Raw genomic sequence first — 13,366 nt, 5'->3', positions numbered from 1 at the left:
GGGCAGACGGGAATGGTCGGACAGGCCCTAGCCTGCCTGCTTCAGGACGTCTGCACATCCGGCCACATTGCGCGCAAGGCGTCGGGAACCGCTCCCAGTGCCTCGGAGTCGCCCATGGCCAACCGGAGGAGGTAGCCGGGCAGGATGCACAGGAACGTGGCGGCGATCGCCTCCGCGGACACCTCACGGGTGAGGCTGCCGTTGCGCTGATGTTCCCGGATGACCTCGGTGAAGGCCAGGCCCATCCGGGTCATCAGGTCCTCGAACTGCCGGGCCAGCAAGGGGTTCCGCAGGGATTCGGACCACGCCAGCACGGCCAGCCCGGCAACGTCCTGCTCGGCGCTCTTGGACTTCACGATGTCGAGCACGTCGGCCACGAGGGCACCGATCGAACCGCCGGGCCGGCCGCCGGCGACAGCGTTGACCATCGCGAGAACATCACGCATGTTCTCCTCGACGATCGCCGTGATCACCTCGTTCTTGCTCCCGAAGTGCCGGTACACCGCGCCGGCCGAGAGGCCCGACTCCGCGAACAGATCCTGCATGGAGGTCGAATGGAATCCGTCGCGCAGGAAGCAGCGGCGCGCCGCGTCCAGGATCTGCGCACGGCGAGCATCCATGTACTCCTGCGTGACCTTCGGCATGGACCATCCCGTGTTAAAAAAACGAACCTTCGTGTTAATTTAGCACGCTGCAAATTCACGGACCCGATCTTCGGCTCGCAGGCGCACGCATGCCGACCTGCACGCCGCCGCCCGTTCGGGCAGTACGCCGCCGAGCTGCCGCCCCGTGCCGTCACCGCCGCGGGCCCGGGTACGACTCCGGCGCGGTCGGACCTTGGGCCCGCTCCACCAGGACCGACGGATTACCGCGGGGTTCGGCGACGATCCGGTCCCCGCCCGGTCGTTCAGTCGCCCGGGAACCACCGATCAGCCGTCCGAGATCCACCGAATTTGGAAGCGCGTCTCAACTACTTCGGCAATGCGCTCGGGCGAAGATTCCGAAGCGCCCGCGCCGAACACCTCGCCTCACATTTTTCCCCTCCCCGCGCCGCTCGGTCCGTCGCCCCTGGGCGGCGACTGAATGTGCCGCGTCGCGCGATGCTCGTCCAATGAAGTGGAATCCGGCCGCCGAGTACGGACAATGGCTGGAATTGGACGGCCGAACACAGCCGATGACCCGCCTCCACGATCATCGCCGGTCAGGTCGGTCCAGCCGTTCCTCCGGCGACGGCCGCGACCCGGAAACCGGCGGCCGCCCGCGGCGCCGTCAAGTCGCCCGCCCTTTGATCCCGGAAGGGGATTCTCTTTGCCGTCGACTGTTTCCGGCCCCACCTGATGAGGGAAAGCACGAAAATGACACCCCACAGGCACACAAGCCCCACATCCCGTAACCTGATAAGCATTGAATTATCAAAAACGACACAAAAGAAGAAATAGCCGAAACGGGCCACTCGCAGCAGAGTGTCCGGTATACGGAGATTAGATATATGACAAGTCTTTTACCGGCTCAGCAGTGGACCGCGTTCCGGATCCCGGTCTCCGAGACGATGTCCCGAGGCCGTCTGACCGAGCAGTTCACCCGCTGCCCGTCGGGCCTGGTGGTCGCTCCGCCCGGCTTCGGCAAGACCGCGCTCTTGGCGCAGGCGGCCAGGGCGCATCCGGGCCCGGTGACGTGGTACCAAGCCCGGCCCGGCGCCGACCAGCGGGAGTTGCTGACCGCACTCGGGTACCCGCCGGACACACCGGCGGAGCTCGCCGGCGTGTCCGGCGGGAGCCGGCAGCGGCCGCTCCGCCGGGACGGCGGAGCGGCCGGACGGCTGGTCGTCATTGATGACATGCACCTGCTCTCACCAGCCGCGCAGGCACTCGCGGTCCGGCTCGGCCAGCTGGCACCGCCACACCCCCTGGTCCTGATCGGCACGCGCCCCGCGACCGGGTTGCCGGTGGCCGCGATGGAGGCGTCGAGCGCGACGGTGGTGAACGCCGACGCGCTGCGTTTCCGTTCCTGGGAGGTCGAGGATCTGTTCCCGCGTCTGTACGGCACGGCGCTGCGCCCCGGGATCGCGGTGCCCCTGGTCCGGGCCACCGGCGGCCGGGCCGCGATGCTGAGACTGTTCGGCAGAGCCGTGGCGGCCGACCCCGACGCGGGTCAGGAGCAGATCCTGACCGATGGGTCGTTCGGCCGCGCCTACCTGGAGCGCGAGGTGCTCGCCCCGCTCCCCGACCGTCTCGGACGCTTCCTGACGGAGACCTGTCTGCTGAGCCGGCTCACCGCCGACGCCTGCCACGCGCTGACCGGCCGAACCGACAGCGCCGAGATGCTGTACTCCCTGGCCCACGAGCACGGAGTCCTGCGCGCCGCCCCGGACGGACATACATACGTCGCCGAGCCCCTGCTCCGCGCATGTCTACGCGCGCGGCTCACCCATACGCTGACCGACGTCGAACTCGCACGCCTGAGCGGCCGGGCCGCTGCCGGCGCCGACGATCGACAGGACCCGCCGTCCTCGGCGGTGCGCCGTCGCCCCGGGACCGCCGACTGGACCGGCCCGCTGCGCGCCGTCGTCGCAGGCACCCCGGACCTGTTCCCCGGCCGCTCCGCCGGGCACGTCACCGGGACCGGCTCCAGCAGCTCCGCCACCCTCCTCGTCCAGGGCGTCGCGGCCGCCCTGGCCGGTGACGGGACGGCCGGTGACACCGTACGCCGGGCCCTGGCGGAGGCGACGGAGGACGCCTTGGTCGTACTGTCCGGACAGTTGGTACGGGTGGCGCTGGCCGTGCTGGCCGCAGGCCCGGCCGGACCGGTTCCCTACCCGGAACTCCAACGCATCGCGTACGACGCCGAACGGCTGGACCTGCTGTGGCTGAGCCGTGCCGCCCGCTGCCTGCTGGGCCTGGGGCCGCACCCCGAGGACGCCGGGCAGCCGGGAGTCGTACTGGAGGAGTGCACCCGTCTCGGCGACGCCGAAGGGGCGGCGCTCGCCGCAACGGCCGTGTGCCTGCGCTCGGTGTGGCGGGGGCGCCCCGGCATCGGCGAGTTGGAGGACGTCGTACGGCGATTCCGGGCCCTGGGCTGGGGCACGCCGGAGGCGTGGGGCCGGGCCGCCCTCGCCGTCGTGGAGGCCGCGCGGGACCTGCCGGACGCGGAGCAGCGCGCCGCCCAGGCGGAGGCGTTCGCCCGGTCCGCGGGTGTGCCCGGCGCACGTGCGCTGGCCATCGGCGCGATGGCCCTGGCGACGCCCGACGCGGCGAACCGGGTGGAGTTGCAGGAGGCCGCCTGGTCGACGGCCCGGTCCGCGCGGCTTCCGGTGTCCGGGCTGCGCTCCTGGCTCACCGCCCTCGCGTCCCCGGCCGGGGACGGCGCGGCGGCGACCGGAGGGACCAGGGGCGGCGGGCAGCACGCCTCCGCGTCCCCGCGGGCCCACGCAGCGCCGTCGGTGCCGGGCATGACGGTGCGTTGTCTCGGCGGCTTCGAGTTCACCCTGGCCGGGCGCGCGCACGACTGGGCCAAGTTGCGTCCCAGGGCACAGGCGCTGCTGCGGCTTCTCGCCGTACGCGCCGGGCAGGCGGTCCACCGCGACCATCTGCTGCTGGCGTTCTGGGACGGAGTGGCGACCCCGTCCACCCTGCACAACCTCCAGGTGACGATCTCCAGTCTGCGTTCCTTCCTGGAACCGGAACGCCCCAGGGGCGGTTCGCGGCTCATCGCGCGGCAGGGCGACTCCTACCGGCTGGTGCTGGCGCCCGGTGACGTGAGCGATGTCGCGGCGTTCGAGCGTGCGGTGCGCGACGGCCGAAGATCCCGGGCGCAGCAGCGCCCGGAGGAGGCGGCCGACGCGTTCCGGACCGCTCTGGACCACTACGCGGGTGAGCTGCTGCCCGGGGACGGACCGGCCGAGTGGGTGGTTGCCGACCGGGAGCGGCTGCGCCGGGAGGCGGCCAACGCGGCCGTGGCGCTGGCCGAGATACGTCTCGACCAGGACCGGCCCGTGGAGGCGGCGGAGGCGGCCGAGAGGTGCCTGGAGATCGACGGGCACCGTGACGCCGCGTGGCGGGTGCTGATCCGGGCGTGCGACGCCGCGGGGCTGGCGGCCGACAGCGCGCGCGCTCGTCGAGGCTACTCGGCGATGCTGGCCTCCCTGGGCATCCCCCCGTCCGGCATGCTCTCCCACCCCATGTAGCGGCGGGCGCAGGGGCGCGCGACCGTCTGCCCCCTGCCCCGCCGCGCATCGCGGACCGGGCACCGTCACGAGAGGGACGCCCTGACACCGGGCGTCCCGCACCGATGTCATCGGCGCAGGCCGAAGAACTCGACCTCCAGGATCGCCGTGTGCCGGTTCTTCGCCTCGGCCCCGTAACTGGACCGGACGATGAACCGTACCGTGCTGACGTTCTTCCCTTCGAGGTCCAGCGTCTGCGGGCCCGCCTTGTCCTCCAGCTTGAGCTGCTTCTTCTCGACCTTGCCGCCCTCTTCGCCCAGCTCGACGTCGAGGACGGACGGCCTGGCCTGTTTGAGGAACTCGTCCTTGTTGACCGACACCCCGGTGTGGATGATGAGCTGTTCGAGGGTGACGGGCTGTTCGAAGCGTGCCTCCAGTTGCTCCCCCGTGCCCGCGCCGGCCGACGCGGGCGCCCAGTACGTGTTGTTCGCCCCGTCGAAGGCCAGGTTCGGCCCGTGGTTCTTGAGGTGGCTGGACGCCTGGGCGAACTTCGGGTTGACGGGGGTGGGTTCGGCCGTCTTGTTGCGGAGGCTGTCGATGAGGTTGCTCAGGTGGGGCCGGGCGAGGTAGCCGCCGCCGAGCAGGACGACCAGGGTGATCGGGATGGCCAGGCTCGGCCGTCTCCAGGCCCGGACCGGGGGACGCTGCCCGGCTGCGAGCGGGCTCGGCGGGCGGCGGCGCAACCGCCGTAGCAGTCGCTTCCACCACGAGAGCCGCTCCTCCTGCACCACGGCCGCGTCGAGGACGGCGCCGCAGCGAAGACACAGGGTGCGGGTGCGCGGGTTGGCCTGGGTGCAGGCCGGACAGATCAGGTCCTGGGCCGGCGGCGGGGGCGCGGTCGCGGTGCCGTCCTCCGCGCCCGGCGACGCGGGCAGGTCGTCCGGGTCGGCCGGCCGCTCACCGGGCCGCCGTACGGTGCCGGAGACCCCGCGTTCCGCCGACGCCCCGGGCCGGACCGGTTCGGCCGCCGTCGCGGGCATGGACGGGGACGCCGGATCCGGGGCGGCCTGCTCCGGCGCGGAACCGGGCGGCTGTGTCCGGGGCTGCGCGGGAACGGTCGGCGGGGTCTCGGGCCGGGGCGGCAGGGAAGCGGTCCGGGCGGCCGTCGGCTCCGGCCCGCCACCGGCGGCCGCGGCCGCCTGGACGGACGTCGTGGAACCGGAGGCGTCCGGTGTCCCGGAGCCCGTGGCCGCGGTGGGGCCCGGCACCGCCGGGCCGGAGAGCGCGGGCTCCGCGACGGCCGCGCGGGACGCCGTCGTCGTGCCCTGGCCGGCGCTCGCGGAGCCGGCGGCGCTCTCCTCCCACTCGAGGAACTCGTTGCAGGACGCGCAGAACGCCGCGTCCGGCGTGTTGCGGTGACCGCAGTTCGGGCAGATCTTCTCGCCGGGGCCGCTCATGACGCGTCCTTGAGGGGCAGCAGTTCCGTGTCGTACCCGACGTGCGCGGGCACCTCACCGGCCACCAGCCTTCGCAGCCGCTCCGCGCCCGCGGCGTCGGGGTCTGCCACCCGCACCCGTACGGTGACCCGGGGCGCAGCGCCGGGGGGCCCGGGCAGGGTGCTGCGCGCCGTCTCGGACCACGACGTGCCGCCCGTCTCCTCGATCTCCGCGTCCGTGCCGAACTCCTGTCGTACGGCTTCGACGAGTCCGCCTCTCGTGCCCCGTCTGCGGTGCCGTTCCATCGCCCCGAGGACCGCGGCCCTGCGCTGTCCGGCCGGCCGGTCGGGGGACGGGTCCGCGGCCACCCACTGCCCCGTCCACGCCAGGAAGTCCTCCGGGGCGGTGCGCGGGTCGAGGTGGGCGGGGAGGTTGTCGACGGTCAGCAGCACCGGCGCGAGCACGTCGTCCAGTGCCCCGAGGAACCGCTGGATGAAGTCCTCTCCCAGGTACACGGCGGGAAGCTGGTAGATGAGTGGATGGGGCGTCGGCAGTCCCTCGACTGTTCCGCGCATTCAGGCCTCCCGCATTCGGAGTTGGTGCTCGTAGGAAAAGACGAGGGCGTGCGGGTCGAGGACGATCCTGGCGACCGGCTCGGCGCGCTGCCCGGTCACCGGGTCGGCCGGGAAGAGCCTGACGTCCTCGACGAGGTCGACGCCCGGCACCCGTTGGAGGACGGCGTACACCTCGCCGGCGTGGATCGGCCGGCCGAACGGCCAGCCCTGTCCGCTCGGGCCTCCGGTGACCGGGTTGAAGTACCCGTACAGGGCGGCCAGTGCCGCGGTGCGTACCGGTTCGGCGGCCGCGCCGCGGGCCGCCAGTACGGACGCCACGACGGTGACACCCTGGTAGTAGGGCGGCTCGACCACCAGCCGGGTGCCGATGGGACGCCGCTGGTCCAGGTAGTCGGCGAGGCTGCGCAGCGTCTCCCGGGGCGGCACCAGGTCGTCGAAGCGCAGCCGCCCCTGGGCGTCGCCCTGCACGGCCGGCACCAGCAGCAGCCGTACGCCGCCCTCCTCGCCCTCTCCCGCGGGTACGCAGGCGACGCGCGCCGCGTCCGGGGCGACCTCGCGGGCCAGCACCTCGTAGTCGCGAGGGACGACCGCCCGGTACAGGGTGCTCAGTGTCATGGGGCCGCGGACCTTGGCGCTCTCCACGCTCTCCCCGTCGACGCCGCCGACGGCGGCCCGCCGGTTCTCGGCCCGTGCGACGAACGGCAGCGAGGTGCGCAGCATCCGCAGCGTTCCCCTGGCCACGTTGCCCTGGCTGCCGCCGCCGGTCCGGTAGGAGCGGATCCGCACCGGGGTGCCCTTGGCCGGTACGGCGCCGTAGTGGCGGATGGTCCCGTCGGGCTCGCGGACGGCCGGGCCGAAGTCGATGCGGCCCGAGTTCGGGTCCAGCGTCAGGTGCCGGTCGCCGGGGCCCGAGTGGGAGAAGTCGTCGACGCGCTCCCACTGCGACCAGTCCGAGCCGTCCGCCACCTCCACGACGAACGGTTCGTCGCCGGGGACCACGGGCGGCCGGGCGACGTGGAAGGACTGGCCGGGCACGCCCTCGGACAGGCCGAGGACCTCGTCCGTCACGGTCTCGGCGTGCACGGCCTCGACCGTGCCGCCGATGGTGAAGGCCTCGGCCTCGCGGATGGTCGGCGATTGAAGATAGGTGGGCTGGTCCGGCTCGGCGGGGATGAGCCGGCAGCGCAGCCAGCCCGCGGATCCGCGGGCGATCGTGGACTGCGCGTGGCCGGCCGGCAGGTGCAGGACCACCTGGCCTGGGCGGTTGAAGCCGCCGGTGGTGTCCTCCTCGACATCGCAGCGCGCCCACGCCGTGCCGTCCCACGCCTCCCAGCGCAGGGGCGGGCGCCGCGGGTCGACGCCGACGCCGTCGACCCGGCAGTCCAGCCGCAGCACGACGACCCCGGTCGGGACGGGGTTGGTCAGGCCGACGTACAGGGCGTCGCCGGGGGTCGGGCGGGTGTCGAAGCAGGGCACGTCGCGGCCGAGGGCGAGTTCCTGCGTACGGTCGGCGGCCTCGCCGCCGCCGGGGCAGGTCGCCAGCCGGGCCAGCCCGCACGGCACGACGGACAGGTCGCGGACGGTGGTGAACACCACCGCCTCCTCGGTCTCGGTGCGCACGGTGGCGACCTCGGTGCCGGCCCTGACCCGGACGGTCTCGGGCTGCGGCGCGGACAGCCAGAACGTGACGTCCGTACGGGCGGCCGTGGGCGGGTGCAACCGGACGCCGATCAGGTCGAGGAAGGCCAGATAGTTCTTCTCCGGCACCCGGTTGAGGCGGTAGAGGAGTTGATCGACCATGGTGGCGAAGGCCTCGATCAGGGTCACGCCCGGATCGGAGACATTGTGGTCGGTCCACTCGGGGCACCGCTGCTGGACGAATCGCTTGGCGTCGTCGACGAGTCCCTGGAAACGCCGGTCGTCGAGATTGGGGCTGGGCAGCGTCACCGACCCGTACCTTCCTCGTGCGCGGGGATCACATAGAACGGGAACACGAGGTTGCGGGGGTCGTTCGTGCCGCGCACGGTGTAGCTGATGTCGATGTACAGCACGCCGTCCTCCACCGCGTCGAACCGGACGTCGATGCCCACCACCTCGATCCGCGGTTCCCAGCGGTCCAGGGCGAGCCGGATCTCGTAGGCGATCTGGCCCGCGGTGCCCGCGTCGGCCGGGGCGAACACGTAGTCGTGGATGGCGCAGCCGAACTCCGGCCGCATGGGGCGCTCCCCGGGGGAGGTGGCGAGCACGAGCCGGATCGATTCCTCGATCTCCCTCTCGCCGCGCACCAGGGCGATGCTCCCGGTGGCGTCGGTGCGCGGCGGAAACGCCCAGCCCGCGCCGACGAACTGCTGTCCCATCAGCCGCTCACCCGCCGATCAGGACGGTCGGGCAGCCCGCGATGATCGGGGCTCCGCAGGCGGCGGTGTCACCCATGCGGGCGGCGGGCTTGCCGTTGATCAGTACGGTGGGGCACCCCGGCGGAATGATCACGGACGGCGGGTGCACCGCGGGCGGCGGGAAGGCGCAGGCATGGGTGGTGCCGACGGTGGCGGCGGGCATGCCCCCGATGAGGACGGTGGGCGCGCCGGGCGGGCCGACCGTCCCCGGGTGACCGGTGGGGTCGCCGACGCGGGCGGCGGGTGGCATGGGGGAGGCTCCTTCTCGTCGGCTGTTCGCTGTTCGTCGTCTGTTCGTGGTGCCGGGACCGGTCGTGGTGTGTGCGGCCGGTCGCAGTCGTGCCGGGTGTCGTACCCCTCTGGTGCCGCCCTGTCAGTTGATGCGGACCAGGCCCGCGTTGATCGTGCAGGTCGCCCCGCCCTTGATCTCCGTGCGCGCGGTGCCGTTGACCGCGACCTGGCTGCCCTTCACCTCCACTCCCCCGCTGGTCGTCAGCCCGACCTGACCGCTGCCGCCGTCCACCTGGACGCCGGTCTGAGCGGTCACCTTCACCGACTTGCCGGTCAGTTCGAGGGTGCCGTTGCCCGCGTCCATCAGCGCGCCGTTGCCCGCCTTGACGGTGACCTTGTCCTTGGCGTCGATCTCGACCGTGCCGTCGCTGTGCACGATGATCTTGGTGCCCTTGCGGTCGAGGTCGATGGTGAGCTTGCCGTCGCCCGTGACCATCCGTACGCCCTGCGGGCCGGAGGCGTTGTCGAGCAGTTCGAGCTGGTTGCCGCTGCGGGAGGAGAACGTCCGCCGGTTGACCGCGCCGCTGGTGCCGTCGATCAGCTCGCCGCTGGTCGTGGACGGCTTGTCCTGCCCGTTGAAGAGGCAGCCCATGACGTACGGGCGGTCGAGCCGGCCCTGCTCGAACCCGACCAGCACCTCGTCGCCCACCTCCGGGACGAACGCGGAGGTCCCCTTGCCGTTCTTGCCGCCGCCTCCGGAGGTCTGCGCGCAGCGGGCCCAGTCGCTGACGTACTCCTCGGACAGCCAGGGGAACTTCACCTTGACGCGGCTGAGTTTGTCCGGGTCCTTGGTGTCGGAGACGACCCCGACGACGACACCGTCCATCTCGGGGACCCGGCCCGCCCGGCCCGAGGCGCCGCCGGCCAGCGCGGACAGGGAGCGTTCCTGCTGGCCTGAGACGGTCACCCAGGTCTCGTAGCCGCGATGGGCGTCGAAGACGTGCCGTGAGGAGGTGACGGTGTAGCGGCCCTCGAAGGGGGCGCCGACCCCGGACAGCGCGACCGCGCCGCCGGCCCGGACCTCGGGATTGCCCTGGATGGCCGCCTCCATCTCGGCGAACGACCCGGCGATCCGCTGCGCCAGCGACTTGGCGACCTGTTCGACGCGGGCCTGCGCGCCGTAGGTGTTGTCGGTGACGAGGTAGTCGGCCTTGCCGAAGGGGCTCGCCGCGTCCGCCGGGGCGATGCCGAGCTGGACGGTGTCCGTCCGGCCCGCGTCCGCCGTGGCGACCAGGGCCTGCTTGGTCTTGGTGTCCCAGCCGCGCACCTGGACCTGGGAGACCTGCCCGGAGGCGGTCACCCCGGCGCGGCAGCGCAGCAGGTTCTTCCCGAGCTCCAGCACCAGCGGGTCGCGGTCGGCGCGGGCCGAGGAGCCGGGCGCGTCGGACGCCTCGGTGGGGCTGGTGACATGCAGGGCGCCGTCGATCACGTACACCTGCGCTCCGGCGTCCTCGGCCAGGTCGCGGACGAAGTCCCAGTCGGAGAGGTTCGCCTGGGCGACATGTTCGAGGACCGGGCCGGAGACGTCGATCTTCCCCGTCGCGAGCCCGGCGCGCTGGGCGACCCGGCGGCAGATGTCCGCGACGGTCATGTTCTGGTAGGCGGCGACCCGTCGGCCCCGGAAGAGCCGGTGCGCCTTGTCCATGCCGCGGACCACGGTGAAGGTGCCGGTCTCGTCGAAGTCCAGCTCCAGTGCGGTGACTTCGCCCTTGAGCAGCACTTTGGGCGAGCCGCCCGCGCCGGACGAGGCCAGCAGCCGCGCCTCGGAGCCGATCTTGATACCGGCCTTGTCGATCAGCACCCTGCTGGGGTCGCGGAAGCGCAGGACGAAGGTGTCGGGCAGCGTCCGGCTGTCGTCGACGTAGCCGTCCACCAGGCTGTTGGCGAGGTCGGCGGGCAGCCTGGTCCCGCCGATCTCCACGACCAGGACCTTGGCGACGGTGTCATTGGCCATCAGAGGGCCTTCCGTCCGCCGGCCGCCCCGGAAGCGAGGGGCTGCGCGGCCCCGCCCGGCACGGTGTCCAGTTCGTCGGCCGCGGGGAGCAGCAGCTCGCGGCCCTCGGCCAGCCGCATCGGATCGTCGATGCCGTTGGCCTCGGCGATGGCCCGCCAGGCCCCCGCGTCGCCGTACTCGGCCCAGGCCAGGCCCTGGAGCGTGTCGCCGGCCCGGAGCCGGTGGACCCGGCGGGCGGTGAGCGCCCCCGAGGTGGGGTTCTGGCCGGCCGTCTCCCCGCTGATCTCCTCCATCGTCACCTGGCACACCGCGCGGATCGGCACTCCGGACGTGGTGAACAGGGTGTACTTGACCTGGACCTGGCTGACGTAGCCGGGGAAGCCGGTGATGCCGCCCCAGTGGAAGACCACCCAGGGCGGTGAGGACCGCTGGGCCTGCCGGGTCTCGTTGGTCGGTACGCAGCAGGCGAACAGGCTCTCCACCGCCTTGACGACACTGGTGTCCTGGGTGTCGCTGGCGTCGAAGAACATCTCGACGGTGAGCTTGCTGGGCTGCGGCCCCTGGTACTCCGGCGGGCCCGCGCTCTTGGCCCCCTTGGCGGGGGTGCGCTTCCAGGACGCCGACTTGCCCAGGCTGAGTTCCTTGGGATTGAACTGGAAGTCGATCCGGCCGCACGGTCCGCCCGGGGTGAGGCTGCCGCCCGAGGGCGGGGTGCGCAGTTCGAGGTAGGCGTGCTCCAGCTTGGGCCGCGCGTTGCCGCCCGCGGCCGACGCCGACTTCGCGCCGCCGCCCGCCGCGCTGAACGCCACGGGCCCGCTCATGCGCCGGGCTCCATCATGTAGCCGTGGTGCGCGATCTCGATGGTCTCCGTGGCGACCTTGGGCGACTCGGGATTGAACGTCGGCCCGGTCCAGCGCACCGGCACCACCTCCAGCAGGCCCCAGCGGGCGACCATCACGCCGTCGCCGGTACGCGCCTCGATGTGCGCGGTCTTGCGGGCGAACCCGGTGGTCATGCTGGCGAACCACTTGGCCACCTTCTGGGTGTCCCGGGTCAGCGGCCGGGAGAGCTTGACATTGGGGTACTTCAGACGCGTCGGCAACTGCCAGACATGGCCGTTGTTGCCGCCCTCCTCGCGGGGTTCGATCACCACCTCGCAGCCCAGCCCCTCACAGGTGTTGAACGAGCCCAGCTCGATCCCGTCGATCGTGACGACGAAGCAGACCGAGACCGCCGGGTCCTGGGTGATGGACATCCGATGCCCTGCCTTTCTGTCGGTACCGGGTGCTCTGTCAATGCCGGATGTTGATCAAGGAACCGGTGCGTTCACGTTCGATGCGCAGCTCCGCCCTGAGCAGTCTGCTGAGGGGGGCGAGCAGAGCCCGGACGAGTTCGTCCGTGACCTTGGGCGCGCCCGTGCCGCCGGCCTTCTCCGGGATGTCCGCCGGGACCGACTGCGTCGGCGGCTCCGCCGCCGGTGGACCGTCCGGCTCGGGCTGCGCCGGCGGGTCGGCGGGCGGCTCGGCGACCGGCGCGCCCTGTTCGGCGCGTTGCACGGAGGGTTGGGTGAACTCCACGGAGCCGTCCGGCATCCAGCGGGCCACCCCGGCGGCGACCGCCGCGGCTCCCGCGCTGACCTCGGGCTGTGCGGAGAACGACGGCGCCCGTCCCGAGAACGACGGGGCGCTGGGCACCGGTGGGGCGGAGTGGCGTACGGCCTGCGCGGCGACGCCGGGAACCGTCGCGAGCCGCTGGAGCGGGACCGCGGGGCCGAGGGCGCCCGGACCACTCGGCCCCTGGAGCGCCTGGAGGTACGACTCGGGGGCAGCGTCGGGAAGGACGGCACCCGGGACGGCGCTCGGGGCGCCGGGGAATTCCGCGGGTCCCGAAAGTCCCGGGCGGCCGGGAAGCCCGGGGCCGCCCGGGACACCGAAGGACCGGGCGGACGGGGCGGCGCCGTCCGTGCTCATGACCCGCTGCACGACGGCACCCGGGTGGCCGGAGGCAGCATCGGGGTACCCGCTGCCACCGCCGCCGGGCGTAGCGTGCCCGCCACCGGGGCCACCGTGGCCACCGTGGCCACCGTGGCCGCCGGAGCTGCCGACGCCTTCGCCCGCGGCGTCGGCGGACCGGGCACGGCCTGCGGAAGAGCCGGTTCCGGGGACGGACCGCGGGCCCGCGACCGGCTCCCAGCGGACCGGCACCGCGGCCGGAGGCCCGGCCGGGACCGGTGCCTCGGCGGACGGTGCCGGCACCGAGTACAGGGGCAGCGACCGCTGCGCCACCAGCGGGAAGACGGGACCTGCGCCCCGGCCCGCCGACCCGGCGAAGCCTCCCGCCTCGGGCAGCGCGACCTCGTCCACGGCGTCCAGCCGCCGCATCGGCATGGGGGGCGTGGCCGTCACCATCTCTCCCGGGCCGGGCGCCTCGGGCACCACCGTGTCGCTCACCGCGAGCGGTGAGGCGTCGCCGAGCAGCGGTGCCCGGTCGGCCTGCGCGGGCGGGGGCGTCGCACCGGTCGTCGGGGGTGCCTGGGGCGGGCCGCCGGGAAC

At 73.0% G+C, this 13,366-nt stretch carries 10 protein-coding genes and 1 pseudogene; 1 reads left to right on the top strand and 10 read right to left on the bottom strand.

What is annotated here, in order from left to right:
* Positions 1-41: 41 nt before the first annotated feature.
* Positions 42-644: a TetR/AcrR family transcriptional regulator gene (locus FNH09_RS16675; protein WP_152888598.1), complete on the bottom strand. Its 603-nt coding sequence runs from the start codon at positions 642-644 to the stop codon at positions 42-44.
* 845 nt (positions 645-1,489) lie between these two features.
* Here FNH09_RS16675 and FNH09_RS16670 point away from each other — a divergent pair.
* On the top strand, positions 1,490-4,183 hold the full coding sequence (locus tag FNH09_RS16670) for an AfsR/SARP family transcriptional regulator (RefSeq protein WP_152888597.1): 2,694 nt from the start codon (positions 1,490-1,492) through the stop codon (positions 4,181-4,183).
* A 107-nt stretch (positions 4,184-4,290) separates the two neighbouring features.
* On the opposite strand, the gene FNH09_RS16665 is transcribed toward FNH09_RS16670, so the two are convergent.
* The 9 genes and pseudogenes from FNH09_RS16665 to FNH09_RS47075 form a co-directional block, all read right to left on the bottom strand.
* Positions 4,291-5,619: a zinc ribbon domain-containing protein gene (locus FNH09_RS16665; protein WP_152888594.1), complete on the bottom strand. Its 1,329-nt coding sequence runs from the start codon at positions 5,617-5,619 to the stop codon at positions 4,291-4,293.
* Positions 5,616-6,173 (bottom strand): phage tail protein, encoded by a 558-nt coding sequence (locus tag FNH09_RS16660; RefSeq protein ID WP_152888592.1) that lies wholly within the window; start codon positions 6,171-6,173, stop codon positions 5,616-5,618. Before FNH09_RS16660 ends, FNH09_RS16665 begins: the two co-directional genes overlap by 4 nt.
* The gene (locus FNH09_RS16655; RefSeq protein WP_162468685.1) at positions 6,174-8,120 is read right to left on the bottom strand and encodes a putative baseplate assembly protein; all 1,947 of its coding nucleotides are present in this window, start codon (positions 8,118-8,120) and stop codon (positions 6,174-6,176) included. It lies immediately after the preceding gene.
* Positions 8,117-8,530: a GPW/gp25 family protein gene (locus FNH09_RS16650; RefSeq protein ID WP_152888590.1), complete on the bottom strand. Its 414-nt coding sequence runs from the start codon at positions 8,528-8,530 to the stop codon at positions 8,117-8,119. The genes FNH09_RS16655 and FNH09_RS16650 overlap by 4 nt, the downstream gene beginning before the upstream one ends.
* Before the next feature lie 7 nt (positions 8,531-8,537).
* Positions 8,538-8,819, bottom strand: coding sequence for a PAAR domain-containing protein (locus FNH09_RS16645; protein WP_133932538.1), 282 nt, complete (start codon positions 8,817-8,819; stop codon positions 8,538-8,540).
* A gap of 123 nt (positions 8,820-8,942) precedes the next feature.
* The gene (locus FNH09_RS16640; protein WP_152888588.1) at positions 8,943-10,814 is read right to left on the bottom strand and encodes a VgrG-related protein; all 1,872 of its coding nucleotides are present in this window, start codon (positions 10,812-10,814) and stop codon (positions 8,943-8,945) included.
* Complete coding sequence (locus FNH09_RS16635; RefSeq protein ID WP_152888586.1) at positions 10,814-11,635, bottom strand: CIS tube protein; 822 nt, start codon at positions 11,633-11,635, stop codon at positions 10,814-10,816. Before FNH09_RS16635 ends, FNH09_RS16640 begins: the two co-directional genes overlap by 1 nt.
* The gene (locus tag FNH09_RS16630) at positions 11,632-12,069 is read right to left on the bottom strand and encodes a phage tail protein (RefSeq protein WP_152888584.1); all 438 of its coding nucleotides are present in this window, start codon (positions 12,067-12,069) and stop codon (positions 11,632-11,634) included. The genes FNH09_RS16635 and FNH09_RS16630 overlap by 4 nt, the downstream gene beginning before the upstream one ends.
* A gap of 37 nt (positions 12,070-12,106) precedes the next feature.
* Positions 12,107-13,366, bottom strand: a pseudogene (locus FNH09_RS47075) (hypothetical protein); the annotation flags it as partial.

The organism is Streptomyces adustus (assembly GCF_009377175.1).
Classification (GTDB): Bacteria; Actinomycetota; Actinomycetes; order Streptomycetales; family Streptomycetaceae; genus Streptomyces; species Streptomyces adustus.
The sequence above is the reverse complement of the archived record's forward strand: the minus strand, read 5'-3'. Positions and strand labels throughout refer to the sequence as shown.

What these genes read in the sequence shown, in the direction of transcription:
- FNH09_RS16675 (WP_152888598.1), bottom strand. Translation starts at nt 644, where the DNA reads ATGCCGAAGGTCACGCAGGAGTACATGGATGCTCGCCGTGCGCAGATC.
- FNH09_RS16670 (WP_152888597.1), top strand. Translation starts at nt 1,490, where the DNA reads ATGACAAGTCTTTTACCGGCTCAGCAGTGGACCGCGTTCCGGATCCCG.
- FNH09_RS16665 (WP_152888594.1), bottom strand. Translation starts at nt 5,619, where the DNA reads ATGAGCGGCCCCGGCGAGAAGATCTGCCCGAACTGCGGTCACCGCAAC.
- FNH09_RS16660 (WP_152888592.1), bottom strand. Translation starts at nt 6,173, where the DNA reads ATGCGCGGAACAGTCGAGGGACTGCCGACGCCCCATCCACTCATCTAC.
- FNH09_RS16650 (WP_152888590.1), bottom strand. Translation starts at nt 8,530, where the DNA reads ATGGGACAGCAGTTCGTCGGCGCGGGCTGGGCGTTTCCGCCGCGCACC.
- FNH09_RS16645 (WP_133932538.1), bottom strand. Translation starts at nt 8,819, where the DNA reads ATGCCACCCGCCGCCCGCGTCGGCGACCCCACCGGTCACCCGGGGACG.
- FNH09_RS16640 (WP_152888588.1), bottom strand. Translation starts at nt 10,814, where the DNA reads ATGGCCAATGACACCGTCGCCAAGGTCCTGGTCGTGGAGATCGGCGGG.
- FNH09_RS16635 (WP_152888586.1), bottom strand. Translation starts at nt 11,635, where the DNA reads ATGAGCGGGCCCGTGGCGTTCAGCGCGGCGGGCGGCGGCGCGAAGTCG.
- FNH09_RS16630 (WP_152888584.1), bottom strand. Translation starts at nt 12,069, where the DNA reads ATGTCCATCACCCAGGACCCGGCGGTCTCGGTCTGCTTCGTCGTCACG.